Genomic DNA, 21,878 nt, shown 5'->3' on the forward strand with positions numbered 1-21,878 from the left:
TTCACCCGAGCGAGCCGGGTGTCAAACTGTGTTGAGTCGAGTCCACTCAACTTTGCTGCATCAGGTCCAACAGCAGGCGCGTGGAGATCATTCCCGAGAGACGAGACCTCTTCATCGCCGCACGTGAACCCGGGACAGTCGGCTCTGGCCGCACCCTTGAGAACCCACAAGAGATCGGCCTGGAGATGCTTCAGGGACCCCACCTGGGCGAATGGAGCGAACGTTGGGGGCGCCACGCCGTCGACATGCTCATCAGTGCAGGACACCTGGCCCCGTCCGGCCCCGCCCGGTCCGGACAGGGATCTTCACCCGGCGCACCGACGCCGGCAGACGGGATCATCTTCGCCTCAGATCAGCTCGCCCGCGGCGGGGCTGACCGGCTGCGCGAATGCGGCCTCGACGTCCCCGGCGACGTCGCCATCACCGGATACGACGACTGGCAGGTGATGTTCCTGGCTGCCCGGCCGCCTCTGACCACTGTGGATATGCGCCTGGAGACCCTGGGACAGCGAGCTGTGGAGCTGCTGTTGGAGATGATCGATGGGCATGGGGAAGCCGGGCAGCACCTGCTCAGCCCCCGTCTGGTCACGCGGGAGTCCACGCTGGGCGCATGAGGGAGATCAGAGGGCGATGCCGATGTACTTGGTCTCCAGGAACTCATCGATGCCGACGTCGCCGCCTTCGCGACCCAGCCCGGATTCCTTGACCCCGCCGAAGGGCGCGGCCGGGTTGGAGACCACGCCCAGGTTGATCCCGACCATGCCGGACTCCAGAGCCTCGGAGACACGGATGGCGCGGTTGAGGTCATTGGTGAAGACGTAGTTGGAGAGGCCGTATTCGGTGTCGTTGACCGCGGCGATGGCCTCCTCCTCGGTGTCGAAGGCGGCCACCGGTGCCACCGGCCCGAAGATCTCCTCCCGGCGCACTCGTGCCTGCTCCGGGATCCCGGTGAGCACAGTGGGCGGGTAGAAGAAGCCTTCTCCGGCCGCCGGCTCGCCGCCCAGCAGCACATCCGCTCCGGCGCTCACCGCATCCTCGACCAGGTCCTGGACCTTGTCCCGCTGCCCGGCACTGATCAGCGGGCCGACCCGGACGCCGTCGTCGACGCCTCGGCCCATGGGGTACTCCGCCATCTTCTCGGCCAGGCGCCGGGCGAACTCATCGGCCACCCCGCGCTGGACGAAGATCCGGTTGGCCGCAGTGCAGGCCTCGCCCGAGTTGCGCATCTTCGCCGCCAGAGCGCCTTCGACCGCCTTGTCCAGATCGGCGTCGTCGAAGACGACCAGAGCGGCGTTGCCGCCCAGCTCCATCGAGGTGCGCATGACGTGCTCCGAGCACTGTTCGAGCAGCTTCTTCCCGACGCCGGTGGATCCGGTGAAGGAGAGCTTGCGCGCGATGCCGGAACGGATCAGCGGCTCCATGACCTGGCCGGATTCAGAGGTGATGACGATGTTGACCACACCGTCGGGGACTCCTGCCTCCTTGAGGATGTCCGCGAGCGCCAGCATCGACAGCGGCGTGAGCTCGGCAGGCTTGAGCACGCTGGTGCAGCCTGCCGCCAGGGCCGGACCCAGCTTGCGGGTACCCATCGCCAGCGGGAAGTTCCAGGGAGTGATGAAGATGGAAGGGCCCACAGGCTGCTTATGGATCAGGAACCGCTGCCCGCCTCCGGGGGCAACCTGATAGCTGCCGCTGATCCGCGTAGCCTCCTCAGCGAAGTGGCGGAAGAACTCGGCGGCATAGGTGACCTCGCCATAGGCCTCGGCGAGGGGCTTGCCCATCTCCAGGGTCATCAGCAGCGCGAGGTCGTCCCTGCGCTCATGCATGAGCTCGAAGGCGCGCATGAGGATGTTCGAGCGCTCCCGAGGAGCCATCGCGGCGAAATCGGCCTGAGCCCTCTCAGCCGCCCGCAGCGCCTTCCAACCGTCGGCCTCCGCGGCGTCGGCCACTGAGCAGAGGACCTGGCCGGTGGAGGGGTCGATGACGTCGAGGGTTCGGCCGCTCTCAGCCGCGACCCACTGGCCGTCGATGAACAGCTGTTTGGGGGCCTGGTCGATGACCGAGCTCTCCTGGGCGGGGCTGATCTGCTGAGTCATAGCTGTGCCTCCTGGGCTGACATTCGGATGCTCACCCAGTAGCCTAGCCCTCGAGACGATTGTCAACAATCCTCATCGATCTGAAGGAGTCACGGTGTCTCATCTCTCCCCCGTTCTGAAGCAGGCCACACCGGTGGTCGCCACCCACGGCGAGGGCGTCTACCTCTACGACGACGCCGGCAGACACCACCTGGACTTCACCGCAGGGATCGGGGTGACCAGCACCGGGCACTGCCACCCGCGGGTGGTGGAGGCCGCCCAGGCCCAGGTCGGCAGCCTGATCCACGGCCAGTACACCACCATCATGCATAAGCCGCTGCTGGCGCTGAGCGACAAACTCACCGAGCTGCTGCCCGAGGGCCTGGACTCGCTGTTCTTCTCGAACTCGGGTTCCGAAGCCGCTGAGGCAGCGCTGCGTCTGGCCCGCCAGGCCACAGGTCGGCCGAACATCGTGGTCTTCCAGGGCGGGTTCCACGGGCGCACTGTGGCGGCGGCGTCGCTGACCACCTCCGGAACCAAGTTCAAGGCGGGCTTCAGTCCGCTGATGTCCGGCGTCGCAGTCTCCCCCTTCCCCAACCCCGCGCACTACCGGGCCTACGGATTCGACGAGGAGCAGGCCACCGATTTCGCGCTGCGGGAGCTCGATCTGGTGCTGCAGACCCAGTCCCATCCGGCGGACACAGCCGCCTTCCTGGTGGAGCCGGTCCTCGGCGAGGGCGGCTACATCCCGGGCAACCGGCGGTTCTTCGAGGGGCTGCGGAAGAAGGCCGATGAGCACGGGATCCTGGTGATCGTCGACGAGGTGCAGACGGGATTCGGACGCACCGGCGAGTTCTGGGGCCAAGACCACTTCGGGCTCACTCCGGATATCCAGATGTTCGCCAAGGGGATCGCCTCGGGCTTCCCGATCTCCGGGATCGCCGCCTCCGAGGAGCTGATGGCCAAGGCCTGGCCAGGATCGCAGGGCGGGACCTATGGCGCCAACGCCGTGGCGTGCGCGGCGGCCCTGGCCACGCTGGAGGTCATCGAAGAGGAGCAGCTGGTGGCCAACTCGGCGGCCCGCGGCGTCCAGCTGAAGGCCGGGCTGGAGAAGATCGGCGAGAAGCACGCCGAGGTCCAGGCCGTCCACGGCCTGGGGCTGATGGTCTCAGTGGAGTTCACCGATGCCGAGGGCGAGCCCGACGGCGCCGCTGCGGCCGCCGTGCACCGAGCCGCCGCCGAGAACGGCCTGCTGCTGCTGACCAATGGGATGTACGGCCACCACGTGCGCTTCATCCCGGCCCTGGTGGTCACCGAGGGGCAGATCGATGACGCCCTGGCCCTCTGGGAGAAGACGTTGGAGCAGGTCCTCCGCTGACCCGAGTTGATTGGGCGAAGAGTTGCCGTCCCAGCGAGGTTTCCCGCCTCAGACGGCAACTCTTCGCCCAATCAATTGGTGTGCTGCCCGGCGATCTACCAGACGCGCGAGGTGAGTTTGGGGTACTTCGCGCGCATCCCGTCCCCGGAGGAGGTTCCGGTGAGGCGGCGCTTCACCCACGGCACGAAGTAGTCCTTGGTCCAGGTGGCCTCGGCCACGACCCTCTCCGACAGAGAGGTCACCGGCGGCTCATCCACCTCAGGGTCGGCGATCTCGTCCTTCTCCCCGAGCACTGCGAGCACCTCTTTGGCCATCATGGTGTGCCCAGCGATCCCCAGATGCAGGCGATCCACGTCCCAGTAGCGCCAGTCCTGGAACCGCTTCATGTGCCAGAAGTCGACCAGCTCGGTCCCCAGGTCCGCGGAGATCTTCCGCACATGCTCGTTGTAGATGGCGGTGCGCCCCCGAGTGACTCGGAACAGCGGCGCCTTGGCGGAGTCGAATCCGGTGAACAGCACCACGCGCGCGCCGGTCTCGACGAGCTTCTCGACGCCGGCCCGGTACCGTTCCATGAGCCCATCGACATTGACCGCGGGACGCAGGATGTCATTGCCTCCGGCGTAGAGGGTCACCAGTGTGGGATTCAGGGCGATGGCGGCGTCGAGCTGCTCATCGAGGACCTGCTGGAGCTTCTTCCCGCGGATCGCGAGGTTGGCGTAGCCCCAGGAGTCATCGTTGGCGACCAGCTGGGCGGCCACTCGATCCGCCCAGCCGCGGCAGTCGTTCGGACGGGTGGGGTCGATATCCCCCACACCCTCGGTGAATGAGTCCCCGATGGCGACAAAACGCTGCGCAAAGGGACCGTCGAGTTCATCAGCTGCGGACATGGGCACCAGCCTACAGGGGCTGATCAGCCGAGCAGGTCGGCGACCTGCTCCTCAGTCAGCGGGCGGGTGGCCCGACCCTCCAGCAGGAAGGCCAACTGGGCGGAGGCCTCCAGCTCCTCCGCCGCATTGACCGCGTCCTCCAGAGCCGCGCCGGCCACGATGGAGCCGTGGTTGGAGAGGATCACTCCGGGTCCACGCCGACCGGCTGCCAGGATGTCCTCGAGCATCTCTGCTGATCCCGGCTTGTAGTACGGGACTGTGGGAACATCTCGGCCCAGCCGCATGACGAAATACGGCGTCAGCGGTGGGATGCCCTCCTCACCGGCCAGGCAGCTGTAGGCGGTGACATAGGTCGAATGCAGGTGCACGATGGCCTGAGCCTCGGGCCGGGCCTGGTACATGGCGCGGTGCATGACCACCTCTTTGGAGGGCCGGAGCCCGTCCACGTGCTCCCAGTCCTCGTTCAGCACGGACAGGCTCTGCGGGTCCAGCCGCCCCAGCGAGGAATTGGTGGGAGTCATCAGGTAGCCGCCGGGGATGCGGACACTGATGTTGCCGGCGCTGCCCACGGAGAATCCCCGGTGGAACAGGCTCGCGCCCAGTTCGGTGATCTGCTGGCGCAGCAGGTGCTCGTCGGTCACAGTTCTCCTCTCAGACGATGACGCTGGCGATCAGCAGCATCACCATAGTCGTGGCCCAGGCGATGGTGGTCGGCACTGACCAGACCAGCATCTGGTGTTTGGCGTTCTTGACTCCCAGCATCCGGTTGACCACCCAGAAGAAGCTGTCGTTGAAGTAGCCGAAGAACAGCGACCCCAGGGCGGCCGCTTGGGCGGCCAGGACCATATTCACATCCGGGACCTGGGCCAGGATCGGTGCGGAGATCGAGGCGGAGGTGATGATCGCCACCGTTCCGGATCCCTGGATCACGCGCACCACAGTGGCGATCAGGAAGGGCACCAGGATAGTCGGCAGCGGCAGTCCCGCCACGGTCTCACCGATGGCGTCGGCGGAGCCGGATTCGCGCAGCACCTCGCCGAGGGCGCCACCGGCACCGGTGACCAGCAGGATGATGCCTGCCGCCTGCACTCCCTGTTCCATGTCATCCAACGTGCCCTGCCGGGACTGGTTGCGGGTCAATCCGTAGACCGCGGCGAGCACGCCGAAGAGCAGCGCGATGACCGGGTTGCCCAGGAAGGCGGCCACGGAGATGAAGCCCTCGGGAAGGTCGATGACCTCGGCATCGGTCAGGTTCGCGGAGAAGGTGTTGAAGAAGATCAGCACGATCGGCAGCAGGATGGGCAGCACCGAGAGGAACAGGCTGGGCAGCTCGCGGTCCCGCTCGTCGGCCCGCTGCTGGAACTCCTCGAAGGCCTCAGCAGGACTCTGTTCGGGCTCCGCTGCGATGCGTTCCCCGGTGTCCCGCTCGATCATCGCCTCGATGCGCGGGCCCATCACCTTTGCGTACAGGGTCACCAGCACGCCGGCGGGCAGGGTGAGGATCAGACCCCACATGATCATCTCGCCGATGCTGACTCCGAAGATGCCGGCGGCACCCAGTGGGCCCGGTGTGGGCGGGACGGCGTGGTGGGTGAGGATCAGCCCACCGGCCAGGGCGATGCCCAGAGTCAGCACGGAGCGCCCGGTGGTCCGAGCCAAGGACTTCACCAGCGGTTGGAGGATCACGAAGGCGGAGTCCACGAAGATCGGGATGGAGATGATGAACCCGGCGGCCGCCATCGCCCATTCCTCCTTCCGCTTGCCCAGCCAGCGGATCAGCGTGTAGGCGAGCTTCTCAGCGGCACCGGAGACCTCCAGGATCCGGCCCATCATCACGCCCAGGCCGATCACCAGACCGATGGTCCCCAGAGTGGAACCGAAGCCTGCGGTGATCGTGTCGATGACGGCGTCGGGCGCCATCCCGGCGGCCAGGCCCGCGATGGAGGCGGCGATGACCAGGGCGAGCACCGCGTGGACCTTGGTCTTCAGGACCAGAAGGATCAGCAGTGCGACGGCGGCCGCAAGCCCGACGGCGGCGGTGATCTCAGTATTCATCGCTGCGGACCTCAGTTCTGCTCAGTGGGGTTCTGCCCGGAGGCCACGAACTCGGCGTGGAACTGGCGCACGGCGTCGGTGAAGCTCTCATCCCGGCCGAAGCCCAGGGACAGCACACGGTCCACCTCGAAGTCGCCCGGCCAGGAGAGCACGATGGACTTGATCCGCTCGTCCTCCTCATGGGTCACGAGGTCGCGAGCCTGCTGGCCGCCCACTGCGGTGAGGCTGGAGAGCATCTCCCCCACGGTCACGCAGAGGCCGGGCAGGTTGAGCACGCGCCAGCGGCCGATCTGCTCCCCCCCGATGATCACGGCGTGGACCAGATTGGCCACCACCGTGTTCGGGGAGGAGAGCCACATGCGGGTCTCCAGCGGAACGGGGCAGACGGAGGCCTCGCCCTGCAGGGGCTCGCGGATGATTCCGCTGGCGAAGGAGGAGGCTGCCGAATTGGGGCGCCCGGGACGGACCGAGATCGTGGGCAGCCGGCAGATGCGGGCATCCACGAATCCCTTGCGGGAGTAGTCGTTGACCAGCAGCTCGCCGATGGCTTTGAACGCACCGTAGGTGGAGTCGGGCTGGGTGGCCAGGTTCTCTGGGACCACCTCAGGCATCTCACCGCCGAAGACGGCGATGGAGCTGGTGAAGAGGAAGCGCGGGCAGGTGCCGGTGGCGCGAGCCGCCTCGAGCAGCTGGTGGGTGGCCTCGACGTTCACCCGGTGGGAAAGATCGAAGTCCTCCTCGGAGCCGCCGCTGAGCACAGCCGCCATGTGGTAGATCGCCCAGGTGTCCTGATCCACGGTGCGGCGGAGCAGCTCGGGGTCAGCGATGTCGCCCACCACCGAGCTGACGCGCGGGTCGCGGACCGGGGTCTCGGCCAGATCCAGAGAGACCACCTCGGTGATCTGCTCAGGGAGGCGACCGGCGTCCTGGGCGGCGAGCAGTTCGCCGATGACGCGGCTGCCGAGGAATCCGGCGCCTCCGGTGACGATGATCTTCATAGAACGTCCTTGTCCTTTCGAGGTCGTCCGCCGCATCCGGCGGAGGGTCAGGGATGTTGAGCAGTCAGGTGTATCGAGCAGTCGGAGCTGCCCTCAGAGCAGCACCTCGAGGCCGTGCTGCTGGGCATGTTCTCGGGCGGCCTCCGGCAGGTCCTCATCGCTGAGGATCCCGTCGAAGACGTCCAGGGCCAGGGCCTTGAAGGCGGCCACCCGGCCGTATTTGCTGCTGTCGGTGGCCAGGTAGGCGCGCGCCGAGTGGGCGATGATCGCTCGCTTGACCACAGACTTCGCGTCCGTAGGGACCGACAGGCCCCGCAGGTCGAAGGAGGAGGCAGAGACGAAGGCCAGATCGATGTTGAACTCGCCCAGCTCGGCCGCGGTCAGAGGTCCCTGGGTGGACATGTTCCCGCTGTCCAGCGTCCCGCCCAGCACATGGACCCGCGCCTGAGGGTGCTCCCCGACGGCGGCGGCCACCGCCAGATCATTGGTCACCACATCCAGGGCGCAGGCCGGGTCGTCGTTCGGGTGCTGGGCCGCACGCCGGACCAGCTCACGGGCCAGAGCGAGCATGGTGGTGCCGGCGTCGAGGTAGACCAGGTCTCCGGGACGCACCAGATCCGCGGCACGGGAGGCGATGGCCTCCTTCTGCTGCGGACGGATCCCCAGCTTGGCCTGATGGGTGGCGTCCAGGGCCAGGCGGGAGGGTTTGGCCACTCCCCCGGAGACCGAGACCAGCCGACCCTCCTCCTCCAGCACACGAATGTCCCGGCGGACCGTCATATGGGAGACGCCGAGCTCCTCGGTCAGGTCGGCCACGGACGCAGAGCCGCGCTCCTCGACCAGGTGGAGCAGCCGGCGTCGGCGTTCGTCCGGGATCACGGCTGGGTCTTTCTGGACTCGACGTTCTGGGACTCGGCCGAGCAGGGCTGAGCAGCACCGGACTGATCAGCGCCGGACTGATCAGCGCCGGGCTGCAGCGCATGGAACCAGCCGAGCCCGTCCTCGGTGCGCCCGGCCGGATGGTACTCACAGCCGACCCAGCCGCTGTAGCCGATCTCATCGATCACGGAGAACAGGTGCTGATAGTCGGTCTCGCCGGAGTCGGGCTCATGGCGGTCCGGCACTGAGGCGATCTGGATGTGCTCGATGACCTCAGCGCTGCTGCGCAGCAGCCGGGTGAGATCCCCGTCGGTGATCTGGGCGTGGTAGAGATCCAGCTGCAGCCCGAGGTTCTCCCGGTCGATGCGCTCGATCATCTGCAGCCCCAGGGCCACACTGCCCAGGAAGTAACCGGGCATGTCCACGTGATTGATGGGCTCGATGACCACGCGCCGGCCATCAGCGGCCGCACGGTCGGCCGCCTGGCGGATACGACGGATGTAGACCTCGGCGGCCTCATGGTTCAGCGCCTGCTCCACTGTGCGGCGGGCAGGGCCCTGCGGGTCTGGGATGCCCGCCATGACGTGGACCCGCGGGCAGTCCAGCGCCTGGGCGTAGCTCATGGCGGTCTCCAGGCTCTCGGCGAACTCCTCGTCACGGCCGGCGAGCGCGGCCAGGCCCCGCTCCCCGCTCTCCCAATCCCCGGCGGGGGCGTTGAACAGCGCCTGGGTCAGGCCGGCGGACTGCAGCGCGGCGGCCACGTCCTGCTCCGGGTGGGCGTAGGGGAAGAGATACTCCACGGCGTCGAATCCGGCCCGGGCGGCGGCATCGAAGCGCTCCAGGAAAGGCACCTCGGTGAACATCATGGACAGATTGCCGGCGAAGCGTGGCATCAGCGGTCCTCCTCCTGCTGGGCGGCGTCGGGCTGGCCATTGTTGGGCTGGTCATTGTTGGACTGCCCGGCGCTCATCTGCACTGCGGTCCGGAAGAAGTCGGGGTCGCCGAAGTTGCCGGATTTCAAGGTCAGGTCGATGCGACGCTGAGGGTCCGACTCCAGGCTGCGCGTCCATGGCACACCCGGTGCGATCTGCGGGCCGACCTCAAAGCCGTCCACGCCCAACGCCTGGGTGACGGCGCCGGAGGTCTCACCACCGGCCACGATGAATCGGGTGACTCCCTCGCTGCGCAGCCGGGCGGCCAGCTGACCGAAGAAGTCCTCGATGGCGGCGGAGAGCCGCTCAGCGCCGTAGCTCTGCTGCCACTGCCTGACCGCCTCCGGGGCGGCGGTGGCGTAGACCATCGGGGCGGCGTCGTCGCTGGTGCTGTTATCCAGCACCCAGCTGCTGAGCTCGGCCAGGTATCCGGCGGCGTCGTCGATGACACGTGGGATGTCCAGGGCCGTATGGGGCGCGTGGGCGGAGTAGGCCTGCACCTGCCGGTTGGTCATCTGGGAGGCGGACCCGGAGATCACCACGGCGGCCCCTGAGGTGAAGCTCCAGTCCTCAGCTGGACTGACGGCGTCGTGATCGGCGGGATCGGGGGCTTCGGCCTGGTCCTGCTGCACGGACTGGCCGGTGAGCGCCCGGGCCAGGCCCGCGCCGATGCCGGATCCGCCGGTGAGCAGCCGCAGCCCGGTGGTCGCCTGGCCGATGGTGTCCAGGTGATCATGGTTCAGCGTGTCCAGCACGGCGTAGCGGGCGCCCTCCGCACGGGCCTGGTCCAGAGCTTCACGGACGGCGTCGGGACCCTGCTCGACGATCGCGAAGGGCACTGGCGCGGCGGTGCCGGAGCCCTGTGCCTCCATGAGGCGCAGCAGGTTGGAATCGGTCATCGGGGTGACCGGGTGGTCCTTCATGCCGGATTCGTGCAGCGGCTGGTGATGGACGAAGAGGTTGCTCTGATAGACCGTGCGGCCGTTGACCGGCAGGGCAGGGACCACCACCGTGAAGTCTTCCCCAAGCTCCTCCAGCAGGGCGTCGGTGACGGGACCGATATTGCCCGCAGCGGTGGAGTCGAAGGTGGAGCAGTACTTGAAGATGATCTGCTCAGCCCCGAGCTGCCTCAGGACGCGGCAGGCGCCGAGGCTCTGCTCGATGGCCTCCTGAGCTGGGATGGAACGGGTCTTGAGGCTGATGACGACGGCATCGGCGTCGAGATTCTCCGGTGCGTGCTTCGGGCTGTTCAGCTGGGCGGTGCGCAGCCCGGCGGAGACCAGGAAGCCCGCGATGTCTGTGGCTCCGGTGAAATCGTCGGCAATCACGCCTATGCGCAGCGTCATCGGCACGCCTTTCTGTGACCTGGGGAGCGGCGGGGATCTCCGCCACGAGGTGTTCAAGTTTGTGAACTCTAGCTCACGCGTTCACATAAGATAACATCGAAGCACATATCTGTGAAGACCATCACGAGAGGCAGCTCACTATGGCGTCCCACTCCCCCAGCGGCATACCCGAGAGAGTCACGTTCGTCGGCATCGGAGCCATCGGCCTGCCCATGGCCACCGCCGTGGCCGCCGGAGGATTCGAGGTGACCGGCGTGGACTTCTCGGCCGAACAGCGCGCCGCCGCGGAACAGAAGGGCCTGCAGGCAGCGGCCGACGCCGGCTCCACGGCCCATGCCGACGCGGTGATCGTCATGGTGGCCACTGCAGACCAGCTGCGCGCTGCCGTGCTGGGATCCGGCGAGGGCGCCGGCGGTGAAGGCCTGCTGGCGAGGATGCGCCCAGGCGCCGGGCTGATCGTGATGAGCACAGTGGGACCTGAGGCCGTGCAGGACCTGGTGGGACCGGCCGCCGAGCGCGGCGTGCAGCTGGTGGATGCCCCGGTGACCGGCGGCATCGCCCGGGCGGCATCAGGGGATCTGCGACTCTTCGTCTCCGGCGATCCGGCGGCCGTGGAGTCTCAGCAGACCCTGCTGGAGTCTATGGGGACTGTGGTGAGCTGCGGCGAGCAGGTGGGCCGCGGACAGTCCTTCAAGGCTGTGAATCAGCTGCTCTGCGCAGTGCATATCGTGGCAGGTGCAGAGGCACTGGCGCTGGCTGAGAAGCTGGACCTGGAGCCGGCCGAGGTGCTGGAGGCAGTCTCCGGCGGAGCGGCAGGATCCTTCATGCTCAGCGACCGCGGACCGCGCATGCTCGAAGGCTTGGATGCCCAGGTCGCCAGTGCGGTGAGCATCTTTGTGAAGGACTCTGGGCTGGTCAGCGAGATCGCCGAGTCCGTCGGCATGGAGGCCCCGCTGCTGGAGGCGGCGAAGAAGAAGTACGCCGAGGCCGCCGACGCCGGTTGGGCGGGCCGGGACGACTCGCAGGTCATCCAGACCTACCGCGGCTGAGGCACCACGCCGCACACACGTTGTGTGGGCACTTTGGGACGTTCTGGCGCGGAGATCCGGCCGGACAACGCCTCAAAGTGCCCACACAACGTGGGTTCCTCAGCGGTAGAGCGGGTTCGCCCCGGGAGGCTGCTCCTCAGGCGCCACGGGACCGGGCGCCGTCGCGCCCTCGGCGAAGGGCGAGCCGCCCAGAGCCTCACGGCCATGCGGGCTCAGCCAGCTCTGCAGCTCCGGACCCTTGGGGATGACCTGCGTGGGGTTGATGTCCTCGTGGACCACGTAATAGTGGGCCTTGATCTGGTCGAAGTCGACCGTGTCGCCGAAGCCCGGGGTCTGGAACAGGTCCCGGGCGTAGGCCCAGAGGTTGGGGAACTCCGCCAGCTTCTGCCGGTTGCACTTGAAGTGCCCGTGGTAGACCGGGTCGAACCGCACCAGGGTGGTGAACAGCCGGATATCGGCCTCTGTGATGTGCTCGCCCATGAGGTAGCGCTGATCGGCCAGCCGCTCCTCCAGCCAGTCCAGGGCGTCGAAGAGCCGATCGTAGGCGGCGTCGTAGGCCTCCTGAGACCCGGCGAAGCCCGCCCGGTAGACGCCGTTGTTGACTTCGGTGAAGATCCGCTTGATCACCGGAAGCATGTCATCGATCAGCTCCTCCGGAGCCAGGTTCGGCGCGCCCTCGCGGTGGAACTCCTTCCACTGAGTGGAGAAGTCCCACGTCAGCTGCGGGTAGTTGTTAGTGACCACACCGCCGGAGGGCACATCCACCAGCGCCGGGACGGTGATGCCCCGCGGATAGTCCGGGAAGCGGGCGAAGTAGTTCTCCTGCAGGCGCTCAGTGCCGAGCACCGGGTCCTTGCCATCTTCGGTGAGGTCGAAGGTCCAGGAGCGGACGTCGTGGACCGGTCCGGGCGTGGCCAGAGAGATGGCATCCTCCAGACCGAGTAGCCGCCGGATGATGATGGAGCGGTGGGCCCACGGGCACGCGCGGGCGGCGACCAGCCGGTACCGGCCGGACTCCACAGGCCACGCCTCCGCACCCTCGGTCAGGCCGCTGACCCGGGGATCCCCGATGGAGCTGGACTCTTCGCGCGGGGCCGAGGTGACGGCGTCGACGTCGGCCACCACTCGGTCCTCGATGTAGTTGGTGTCGCGGGTGAACTCGCCGCCGGTGACGTAGGCGCCCTGGGTGGAGTTCTCCGTGCCGAAGGTCTTCTGCGGATTCTGATCAGCCATGGGATCAGCCTACGCGGCACCGGTACGAGGAGGACAGAGACAGAGTACGCCGAAGCCCGCTTCGGCGCACCGCCCCGCCTGAGCATGCCCCTATTAGGCTGGGGCCATGACCGTCCCGACTCTGACCCGGATCACCTGTGACAACCCCTCTCCGATGACGCTGGAGGGCACCAACACCTACATCATCAGCGCCGAGGGAGCCTCGGAGGCCGTAATCGTGGATCCGGGCCCGCAGGGCCACCACGACCATCTCCGCACAGTGCTGGAGGCCGTCGGCACGCGCACGGTGACCGAGATTCTGGTGACCCACCGGCATCGGGACCACACCGGGGCCGCCAAGGAGTTCAGCGCGCGGACCGGCGCTCCGGTGCGTGGCTACGACGCCGATCACTGCCTCCCCGTCCAAGGCACAGTCCTGCCGCTGATGGACGGCGAGGAGATCCAGGTGGCCGGGGTGAGCCTGCAGGTGCTGCACACCCCCGGACACACCTCGGACTCGGTGTGCTTCTGGATCCCTCAGGCCCAGTCCGAAGCCGCGGCAGAGCCCGGGGTGATGCTCACCGGAGACACCATCCTGGGCGAGGGGACCACCATGCTGGATCACCCCGACGGCAGGCTGAGCGACTATATGGAGTCCCTGCGGCTGCTGGGCGGCTTCGGCGGCGTCGGGATGTGCCCGGCCCACGGACCCGAACGCGAGGATCTGAGCGTGATGGCCGGACGGTACCTGAAGCACCGTGAGGAGCGCCTGGCGCAGACGCGTGAGCTGATCGCCGAGCACCGCGCCCGCACCCATGAGGCCCTGGACGCTGCGACCCTGGGCAGGCTCATCTACGGCGAGCGCGCCCAGGTTCCGGAGCGGGTGATCGAGCAGATCGCCGCCTCACAGCTGGCCCACCTGCGGGACCTCGGCGAGATCTGAGATCCTGTCGCGCCGCCCCAACTCCCGGAATCGCGTACCGGAATGGGGCGAATGAGCGGATTGCGTACTCGATTCTCGAGGATCGGGTACACGATCCCCGGGTACACAATCCCGGGGGGGCAGGTTCAGAACGCGCGCTTCACGTAGGGATGCTCGGTCCAGGTGATCTCCGCGACGCCGACCCCCTCGCTCTGCAGATAGTCCACCAGTTCCGAGGCTGAGGAGCCCAGGCGGTCGAAGGCGTGAGGCTGGGCCTGACCCACGGCCCCCGCCGCGTAGAAGGTCACCGCGTGGACCCGGCGTCCCCGGCGGTCTTCCCCGGTGCACTGGACCACGGCCAGCTGCCCGTCGGTCACACCGGTCAGCGGGGCGCCGTCGAGGTCTGCGCGGAAGAAGTCCATGAACCCGGTGAGCTCTTCCACCGCCTGCTCGACCTCGGCCAGATCATCGGCACGGATCTGTGCCTCCAGCACCGCCCACTCGTCCGAGCCCAGCGTGCGCGGACCCCACTCCGTACGCTTCTTCCACCTCATGAGAGCCTCCCCGGCACAGGTAACAAAGTAAGAGTTTCCCCACGATCCGAAGGCGCGCTGCCGGTCATCGGGCCAAAGCCTGAGTATGGCCTGAACAGCGTGGCCTCCAGCATCCACCTTCACGTTCTACGATATCTAGTCATGGGCACTCATACCGCTGTAGTCACCGGTTCCACCGCCGGACTTGGAGCCGCCTTCGCGCGCCAGCTCGCCGGGCAGGGCTATGACCTGATCCTGGTCGCCCGCGACGCCGACCGGCTGGGCACACAGGCAGAGGCTCTGAGCTCCCAGTACGGGATCTCCACCACTGTCCTGGTGGCCGATCTGGTCACCGACGACGGCGTGGGAGCGGTCCAGGAACGACTCTCCGATATGCGCAATCCCGTGCACCTGCTGGTCAACAACGCCGGACACGGTCTGGCCAGCGAGTTCCTCGAAAGCGACCTCGACGACGAACGCGATCTGCTGCGTCTGCATGTCCAGACGCCGATGGAGCTCACCCACACCGCTGCCCGGGCGATGGTCCGGCGTCGGGCTGGGCGTGTGATCAACGTAGCTTCCGTGGCAGGGTTCACCGCCACCGGCAGCTACTCGGCTGCGAAGTCCTGGGTCATCAACTTCTCGAAGGCGCTGCACCAGCAGCTCGCCGGCGACGGAGTCACGGTGACCGCCCTCTGCCCCGGCCTGGTCCGCACGGAGTTCCACCAGCGCTCGGGCATCAGCGTCAAGGGCGCGACCAAGCGGCTGTGGCTCGACGCCGACGACGTGGTCCGTCAGGGTCTGGCCGCCAACGCGCAGGGCGCTGCGGTCTGCGTGCCTTCGCGCAGCTACCAGATGCTCACCGCAGCCACTCGCTTCATGCCCGATTCGGTGGTCCATTGGGCGGTCAACCGGCGTATGGGCATGCCCGGTCAGCAGACCGGCCCTGAGGAGATCGAGGCGCCCGACTATGCCGGGACCGCACCGGCACCTGCGGCTCCGGCAGAGCACGACGCCGACGGCACCGCGGAGCCGACCACAGGCGCGATCAAGACAGTGGACGCCTATAAGGCCTCCAAGGTGAAGTTCCCGAAACCGCCTGCACGACCCACGGAGAAGGCTGCGCCCGAGGCAGAGGCCCCTGAGGTCGCGGAGCCTGAGGGTACGGGCTCTGAAACTGCGGAGGCTCAGGCCGCGAAGCCTGGAGCTGCAGAGCCTGAGTCCACAGAGTCCGAGTCCACATGGTCCGAGCTCACCGAACCCGAGTCCACGGAACCTGAATCCGCATAGTCCGACGCCGCCGCGACCGAGGCGGAGGAGAGTGCCGAGCCGAGCGAGGAGATCGCCGAGTCGGCTGCCGAGGACGACGCGGCTGAGAAGAGCGTCTCCGAGGCCCATTCATCCTCCAACCCCTCCGCCGCTCAGTCAGCTGCCCAGTCGACCTGGCAGGCGAAGAAGAACCCGCTCAAGAAGAAGTAGGACCCCAGCACCCTCCCCCGACGAATCAGACTCCCCCACACACACAACAGATCGGCGTCCCCTCTTCAAGGGATCTGGCCTCCTCAGGGACCTGAGGGCCTGGAAATCCCTGAAGAAGGGACGCCGATGCGTCTGTCAGGACTCCGGAGAGTCAGTGCCGGGGCTCGTGGCGCTCCTCGCCGTCCTGGTCGTCCTCAGCGTCGCCGTCGTGCTCCTCCTGGCGCTCCCGACGCTCCCTGTACGCATCCTCGCCCGGTCCGGCGAACTCCCGGTTGCGCTCCACGGCGGAGATGGAACCGGTGAAGATCGAGGAGTACTGATCCGAGGTGGTCAGCGGAGTCTCACCGCTCTCAGCGGAGTATTCCTCCGTCACGGAGTCGTAGCGCTGCAGGAACTCCTGCTCCTCACCGGAGACCTCACCGCGAGGGCCCTCGTCCTGTCCGTCACCCGCTCCGGAGAGCTTCTGCTCGCCGGTCGCCGCTTCCCCTGCCGGAGCCTCGGCGGGAGCAGCGGGATTCTCCTCGCCGCGCTCGCCCATCTCCACCAGGGCCTCGTCTCTGGAGATCAGCATCCGCTGAGCGGCCACGGCGTAGGGGTACTCGGCACGCAGGAAATGGACCAGATCCTCGCGCACCAGGCACTGCAGATCCCACAGCTCGCCGGAGTTTCGTGCTGACACCACGACCCACACCTTGACCATTCCGCCCAAAGCCTCGGTGACCTGGATGGAGGCCTCCCGACCGTCCCACAGGTCGGTGGCGGCGACCAGCCGCTTGAGCCGGCCACGCATGGCGTCCACCGGGACCCGCCAGTCGACCTCCAGCTCCACGGTGCCCATCATCTCGGTCCCCACCCGGGTCCAGTTCTCGAAGGGCGTGCCCACGAAGTAACCCGAGGGGTAGATGAAGCGTCGGCCGGTCCAGGACTTCAGGACCACCACGGAGAGCGTGATGTCCTCGACGGTGGCGAAGTTGTCCTCCACCGTCACCACGTCGCCCACCCGGATGGTGTCGGTGAAGGCCAGCTGGATGCCGGCGAAGAGGTTGGTCAGGGTGGACTGCAGGGCCATACCCGCCACCACGGAGACCACGCCGGCCGAGGCGAGCATACCGACGCCGAGAGCGCGGACCTGCTCGATGCTCAGCAGCACGGCGGCTACCGCCAGAGTGATGATGACCGCTGCCAGGATCCGGCGGATGAGCGAGACCTGGGTCTGCAGCCTCCGTCCGCGGCGGTTCTCCAGGTCGGCCTCGGCACCGTCCCCGATGTACTTGGAGAGGATGAACGCCTCGACCACGCCCACCAGGCGCAGAGCCCACCAGGCCAGTCCCACCACGATCACTACGATCAGCGCGAAGGAGACAGGCGGGTACCAGACCTCCTGACGGGCCACGAAGTCGATGGCCAGCCGTGCCCCGATCGCGGTGACCGCGAGGAGCAGCGGAAGCCGGGTTCGGTCGATCACCCTCCGGACCTCCGGGGACTTCCGGAAGAACTGCTTCATGATCGTAGAAGTCACCAGCGTGACCGCCAGCGCGAAGAGGAAGGCGACGCCGATGCCGATCAGCACGCCCCAGAGCAGCCCGGCCTCGGTCACCATGGACTCAAAGCTCTCAGGGACGTACTCCTCGACCTCATCGATCCGCTGGCTCGGGTCCGTCTCCTCATCGATGAGGGTCTCTTCGCCCTCAGCGGCTGCCAATGTTGAAGTGTTGATACCCATGCGCACGATGATCCCACGCAGGAATTAGGATGGGCTAGGCGGGAGCTTGACGACCGCCCGCCCCTTGTCCATCTCGAGGAGGACCATTGCTGACCCTCAAGGATCTCCGTGGAAGCACCGCAGACGTCGCCACGGTGCTTCCCCGTGCGGAACAGGACGTCTCCGCCACTGTCGACACCGTGAAGCCGATCCTTGAGCAGGTGCGCACCGGCGGCGTCGAAGCTGTGCTGGACCTCTCAGAGAAGTTCGACGGCGTGCGCCCGCCGTCGCTGCGCGTTCCCCAGCAGAAGCTGGACGAGGCGCTCGACCAGCTGGACCCGAGCATCCGCGAGGCTCTGGAGGAGCTGATCACCCGAGCCCGCGAAGTCCACGCCGCGCAGCTTCCTGCGGCCTCGGTGATCTCGCCCGGTCCGGATTCCCGGATCACCAACCGGTGGGTCCCGGTCCGCCGGGTGGGGCTCTACGTGCCCGGAGGCCAGGCGGTCTACCCATCGTCTGTGGTGATGAACGTGGTGCCCGCCCAGGTGGCCGGCGTCGAGTCTCTGACCATCACCTCTCCCCCGCAGGCCGAGTTCGGCGGCTACCCGCATCCGGTGGTGCTGGCCGCGGCCGCTCTGCTGGGAGTCGACGAGGTCTACGCCGCCGGCGGAGCCCAGGCGGTGGGCATGCTGGCCTACGGCGCCAAGGATTCCGAAGGCGAGCAGGTCTGCGCGCCGGTCTCGCTGATCACCGGTCCCGGCAATATCTTTGTGGTCACTGCCAAGCGCGCGGTCCAGGGCGTAGTGGGCATCGACTCTGAGGCCGGCCCGACCGAGATCATGGTGCTGGCCGATGAGACCGCCGACGCCGGCCTGGTCGCCGCCGATCTGATCTCTCAGGCCGAGCACGACGAGCTGGCCGCGGCCGTGCTCGTGACCGATTCCATGGGCCTGGCCGAATCCGTCCTGGAGCAGGTCTCCGCCCAGGCCGAATCCACCGAGCATGCCGCCCGGGTGCGGGCCTCGTTGAGCGGCGAGCAGTCCGCCGTGCTGGTGGTGGACTCCGTGGACGTCGCGATGGAGGTGGCCAACGCCTACGGCGCTGAGCACCTGGAGCTGATGACCGCCCAGGACGCCGAGCTGATCGACCGGATCCACAATGCCGGTGCGGTCTTCGTGGGCTCCTACACGCCGGTGTCCTTGGGCGACTACTGCGCCGGATCCAACCACGTGCTGCCCACCGGAGGGGCTTCGGCCTACTCCTCAGGGCTCAACGTCACCAGCTTCATGCGCTCCCAGCAGGTCATCCACTACGGCCGCGAAGGGCTGAACCAGGTCTCCGGCCACGTCTCAGCACTCGCCGCAGCCGAGGGGCTTCCCGCCCACGGCGAGGCCGTCCAGATCCGCTTCCGCTGAGCGGCCCTACATACAGAATCGCGTACCCGAATATCGACATTGACGGACACGATCCGCCTATTCACGACATTCCGGTACGCGATTCTGTGTGAGTGGGGTGGGGCTGACAGCTGAGGGATCCGTTCAGGCGGCCATCACGTAGTCAGTGTTGACCCAGCCGGTGAGCGTCTCGTCCTCGCCGGTGTAGCGCACCTGGATCCAGGAGCCGTCCTCGTCCAGCTTCTCCAGCTCGGAGCCGCGCGGGATCTGCACCAGGCGATCGCTGGAGGAATCGGCCTCCTCCCGCAGCGGCACGCTGTAGCTCGCGTTCCAGATCTCAGCCGACGACCTCGACGAGACAGTGTCGACTCCGGTGCCGTGAACCTCCAGGTAGGAGTCCCCATACCCGCCGGGATCGTTGTCCCAACCGTTGAGGCCTGTGACGCCCTGGCTGGGCAGGAGCTGCTGGGTGCAGTGCGGCCAGGCGCCCCAGCCCTGCTGGTGCCAGAGGGCATAAGCCCGCTGGATCTGTTCCTCCTTGGAGGCCTCGTTGGGCCGGCCTTCGCCGCCCACGGCCTCCCAGGAGCTCTGCTGGAACTGCAGGCCCCCGTAGAAGCCGTTGCCGGAGTCGATGGACCAGTCGCCGCCGGACTCGCACTGCGCCAGCTGGTCCCAGACCTGGCTGTAGGGCTCACCGCTGGAGCTCTGTGCGTGCAGGCCGCTGGACGGACCGGTCTGAGCAGGCTGCTGTGCGGGAGCCTCCGGCTCAGGCTCAGGCTCCGGTTCCGGCTCGGGTGCCGGCTCAGGCTGGGGCTCGGTGCCTCCCTCGGGCTCCTGGAACTCGAAGGTCCACGAGGTCTGACCGGTGAGCTCGTAGCCTTCATCGGCCGTGGCCTCGACCGTGATCCCGCCCTCGGGCACCTCGACGTCGTCGTTGATCTCACCCTCGGCGGTGGTGTGGGTGACGCCCTCCACCTCGGGGATCTCGACCAGGTTCCAGACCTGGTTGGGCTCCTGCGCAGAGACCTCGACCAGCTCCGGCTCAGGTTCCGGTTCTGGCTCCGGCTCAGGCTGGGGTTCTGGTTCCGGCTCGGGCTCCGGCTCGGGCTCGGGCTCGGGCTCCTGTTCAGGTGCGGGCTCAGGTTCTTCCTCCTGAGCAGCGTCGTCCTGGGCAGCTTCCTCCTCGGCGGGCGACGGCTGGGCAGGCTCCTGCACGGACTGCTGCTGCACCGACTGCTGCGCGGGTTCAGTCTCGTCATCAGCCTCGGCCTGCTGGCGGTCCTGGTCGGAGTTCTCCTGCTGTGCCGGCTCCTGCTGGGGCGCGTCGTCCTCAGGCTCTGCCTCGGGCTCCTCCTCAGAAGCCTCCTCCTCAACAGGCTCGGACTCAGCGGGCTCGTGCTGCACGGGCTCATCCTGGCCGCCTTCGTCCGGCTCTGTTTCCTCCTGGGCCGGCTCCTGAGGAGCCTGCTCGACGGGCTCCTGCTGCGCCGGCATCTGAGGTTCGGTCTCCTCCTGCTCCGGCTCAGCCGCAGGTGCCTCCTCCTGCTGTGGGGCCTCCTCCTGCTGCGGGACCTCCTGCACTGGCTCCTCGGGCAGCTCCGCCTCAGGCTCTGGCTTCTCCACCGGTGCCTCCGCTTCAGGAGCTTCCTGTCCAGCCTCGGACGCCTCCGGCGCAGGCTCCGGTGCCTGCTGAACCGGAGCCTGTGGCGCGGGCACCCCCTGCTGGATCGGCGCCTCAGCGTGGCTCACACCGAAGTCGAGGTAGGCACCGTGCATCCAGCCGGTCTCGCCTTCGAACTCCACCTCGTACCAGGCACCGTCCTGCGCGCCGGTGAGCTCGACGGTCACGCCGGGGGCGATGCCGCGGATCACGTTATGCTCAGTGCTCGGTCCGGTGCGGAAGTTCTGCCAGACCGTGGTGGTCGCAGTCTGGTTCTCCACCTCGGTCAGATAGTCAGAGTGCGACCAGAGCGTCTCTCCCTCGGAATCAAAGCTGAACCACTCGCCGTCACGACCGGTCACCTCAATCTGAGCCCCAGGCTCCAGCACAGTGCGCACGGAGTGCTCGGTTCCGGGTCCGGTACGCGCGTTCAGCCAGACGCCGTCCACCTCATAGGTGCCCTCCACCTCGGGTTCGGCCGGATCGACTTCCTCCAGGTAGGCGTTGTGGGACCAGACGGTCTGCCCGTTGCGCTCGAACTGGACCCAGTCGCCGTCCCGGGCCGTCACGATGATCTCCTCGCCTTCGGGCATGCCCTGCTGCACAGGGTGAGAGGTCCCCGGGCCGCTGCGTGCGTTCAGCGCAGTGGTCACCCGGTAGATCGTGGGCTCCAGCTCCTCAGCACCGGCGCTGGTGGAGACAGAGACGGTGGGAGCTTCCACACCGGCGGTCCGGGTGATGTCCAGCGCGATCCCGTCGAGCGTGTTGGCCCCGGCGGTGGGCACGTCGGTGCCTGGACCAGTCGGCGTCGGGCTGGGCGCGGTGGGCGCCGCAGTCGCCGCTTGGGCGTTCATCGGCAGGGTCAGGCCGACGGCAAGAGTGCCGACGATGGCCGTCGAAAGTTTCTTCGGCACAGCAGAATCCTCACTAGTCGTTCCGCGGAACGGCCCCTTCGGGGCGCACCAGGTGCACCCCACATCTGTCGCTGTGGGGGAAGCGGCGGATCGTACACAAGGATGGGAAGCCAGCGCGCACGACTCGCCGCGTTCGAGTTCAGAGTAACCCGGGGCTGTCAGGGCATGGCAAGGAGAAGGCCGCAAAGCTTCGAGCTGGAGTTGAAGATGCTCGACGCGGCTGCAGTGAGGTGAGGAGGGCAGTGCATCGTCAGGCTGCCACTACCGCAGGACAACGGATGACTCTGCACTGCCCTCTTCGCGTTCCACTATTTCATCCGCAGGACCTGCAGAACCGCCACGCCGGCACTCTCGGCGGACATCGTAATCAGACTGTGACTGAGCATAAGTCCTGGCCCATGCAACCGAGACCGACAACAAATCCCAGAGTACTTTCAGGCTGCGCCCATTGATCACTCAAGCT

Annotated in this window: 18 protein-coding genes; 6 read left to right on the forward strand and 12 right to left on the reverse strand. The window is 67.4% G+C overall.

All coding sequences use genetic code 11. The features are described from left to right. The first annotated feature begins 80 nt into the window (after positions 1-80). Positions 81-614, forward strand: coding sequence for a substrate-binding domain-containing protein (locus JOF45_RS09860; RefSeq protein ID WP_342591457.1), 534 nt, complete (start codon positions 81-83; stop codon positions 612-614). A gap of 6 nt (positions 615-620) precedes the next feature. Here the strand turns inward: JOF45_RS09860 and JOF45_RS09865 are convergent, their stop codons facing one another. Then, positions 621-2,096 (reverse strand): NAD-dependent succinate-semialdehyde dehydrogenase, encoded by a 1,476-nt coding sequence (locus JOF45_RS09865; RefSeq protein ID WP_210049414.1) that lies wholly within the window; start codon positions 2,094-2,096, stop codon positions 621-623. A 94-nt stretch (positions 2,097-2,190) separates the two neighbouring features. Here JOF45_RS09865 and JOF45_RS09870 point away from each other — a divergent pair, with 94 nt between their 5' ends. Beyond that, positions 2,191-3,453: an aspartate aminotransferase family protein gene (locus JOF45_RS09870; protein WP_210049417.1), complete on the forward strand. Its 1,263-nt coding sequence runs from the start codon at positions 2,191-2,193 to the stop codon at positions 3,451-3,453. A gap of 95 nt (positions 3,454-3,548) precedes the next feature. On the opposite strand, the gene JOF45_RS09875 is transcribed toward JOF45_RS09870, so the two are convergent. The 7 genes from JOF45_RS09875 to otnK form a co-directional block, all read right to left on the reverse strand. Further along, entirely contained in the window at positions 3,549-4,340 is a 792-nt protein-coding gene (locus JOF45_RS09875; protein WP_210049419.1) for an SGNH/GDSL hydrolase family protein, read from the reverse strand. 23 nt (positions 4,341-4,363) lie between these two features. Then, on the reverse strand, positions 4,364-4,981 hold the full coding sequence (locus JOF45_RS09880; protein ID WP_210049421.1) for a class II aldolase/adducin family protein: 618 nt from the start codon (positions 4,979-4,981) through the stop codon (positions 4,364-4,366). Between the two features lie 10 nt (positions 4,982-4,991). Then, a complete protein-coding gene (locus tag JOF45_RS09885) occupies positions 4,992-6,395 on the reverse strand; it encodes a GntP family permease (RefSeq protein ID WP_210049423.1) in 1,404 nt (467 codons plus the stop codon). Between the two features lie 11 nt (positions 6,396-6,406). Next, the gene (gene denD / locus JOF45_RS09890) at positions 6,407-7,393 is read right to left on the reverse strand and encodes a D-erythronate dehydrogenase (RefSeq protein WP_210049425.1); all 987 of its coding nucleotides are present in this window, start codon (positions 7,391-7,393) and stop codon (positions 6,407-6,409) included. A 93-nt stretch (positions 7,394-7,486) separates the two neighbouring features. After that, the gene (locus tag JOF45_RS09895; protein ID WP_210049427.1) at positions 7,487-8,272 is read right to left on the reverse strand and encodes a DeoR/GlpR family DNA-binding transcription regulator; all 786 of its coding nucleotides are present in this window, start codon (positions 8,270-8,272) and stop codon (positions 7,487-7,489) included. Further along, positions 8,269-9,165 carry a 2-oxo-tetronate isomerase gene (otnI, locus tag JOF45_RS09900; protein WP_210049429.1) on the reverse strand — a complete coding sequence of 299 codons (897 nt, stop codon included), beginning with the start codon at positions 9,163-9,165 and terminating at the stop codon, positions 8,269-8,271. Before otnI ends, JOF45_RS09895 begins: the two co-directional genes overlap by 4 nt. Beyond that, entirely contained in the window at positions 9,165-10,550 is a 1,386-nt protein-coding gene (gene otnK / locus JOF45_RS09905; protein ID WP_210049431.1) for a 3-oxo-tetronate kinase, read from the reverse strand. Before otnK ends, otnI begins: the two co-directional genes overlap by 1 nt. Before the next feature lie 140 nt (positions 10,551-10,690). Here otnK and JOF45_RS09910 point away from each other — a divergent pair, with 140 nt between their 5' ends. Next, a complete protein-coding gene (locus JOF45_RS09910; RefSeq protein WP_210049432.1) occupies positions 10,691-11,599 on the forward strand; it encodes an NAD(P)-dependent oxidoreductase in 909 nt (302 codons plus the stop codon). A gap of 99 nt (positions 11,600-11,698) precedes the next feature. On the opposite strand, the gene JOF45_RS09915 is transcribed toward JOF45_RS09910, so the two are convergent. Next, positions 11,699-12,832: a glutathione S-transferase family protein gene (locus tag JOF45_RS09915; protein WP_210049434.1), complete on the reverse strand. Its 1,134-nt coding sequence runs from the start codon at positions 12,830-12,832 to the stop codon at positions 11,699-11,701. A 106-nt stretch (positions 12,833-12,938) separates the two neighbouring features. Here JOF45_RS09915 and JOF45_RS09920 point away from each other — a divergent pair, with 106 nt between their 5' ends. Further along, the gene (locus JOF45_RS09920) at positions 12,939-13,754 is read left to right on the forward strand and encodes an MBL fold metallo-hydrolase (RefSeq protein WP_210049436.1); all 816 of its coding nucleotides are present in this window, start codon (positions 12,939-12,941) and stop codon (positions 13,752-13,754) included. A gap of 125 nt (positions 13,755-13,879) precedes the next feature. Here JOF45_RS09920 and JOF45_RS09925 read toward each other — a convergent pair whose 3' ends face one another. Then, a complete protein-coding gene (locus JOF45_RS09925) occupies positions 13,880-14,287 on the reverse strand; it encodes a hypothetical protein (protein ID WP_210049438.1) in 408 nt (135 codons plus the stop codon). A 141-nt stretch (positions 14,288-14,428) separates the two neighbouring features. On the opposite strand from JOF45_RS09925, the gene JOF45_RS09930 reads away from it, so the two are divergent. Then, positions 14,429-15,556, forward strand: coding sequence for an SDR family NAD(P)-dependent oxidoreductase (locus tag JOF45_RS09930; protein ID WP_210049440.1), 1,128 nt, complete (start codon positions 14,429-14,431; stop codon positions 15,554-15,556). 340 nt (positions 15,557-15,896) lie between these two features. On the opposite strand, the gene JOF45_RS09935 is transcribed toward JOF45_RS09930, so the two are convergent. Then, the gene (locus tag JOF45_RS09935) at positions 15,897-17,468 is read right to left on the reverse strand and encodes a mechanosensitive ion channel family protein (RefSeq protein ID WP_210049443.1); all 1,572 of its coding nucleotides are present in this window, start codon (positions 17,466-17,468) and stop codon (positions 15,897-15,899) included. Between the two features lie 86 nt (positions 17,469-17,554). Between JOF45_RS09935 and hisD the strand changes: the two genes are divergently transcribed. Further along, positions 17,555-18,862, forward strand: a complete 1,308-nt coding sequence (hisD, locus tag JOF45_RS09940; protein ID WP_210049445.1) for a histidinol dehydrogenase — start codon at positions 17,555-17,557, stop codon at positions 18,860-18,862. Between the two features lie 123 nt (positions 18,863-18,985). Here hisD and JOF45_RS13530 read toward each other — a convergent pair whose 3' ends face one another. Continuing rightward, positions 18,986-21,415, reverse strand: coding sequence for an SH3 domain-containing protein (locus JOF45_RS13530; RefSeq protein ID WP_210049447.1), 2,430 nt, complete (start codon positions 21,413-21,415; stop codon positions 18,986-18,988). Between the last annotated feature and the right edge of the window lie 463 nt (positions 21,416-21,878).

Origin of the sequence: Nesterenkonia lacusekhoensis, from assembly GCF_017876395.1 — a bacterium.
Classification (GTDB): domain Bacteria; phylum Actinomycetota; class Actinomycetes; order Actinomycetales; family Micrococcaceae; genus Nesterenkonia; species Nesterenkonia lacusekhoensis.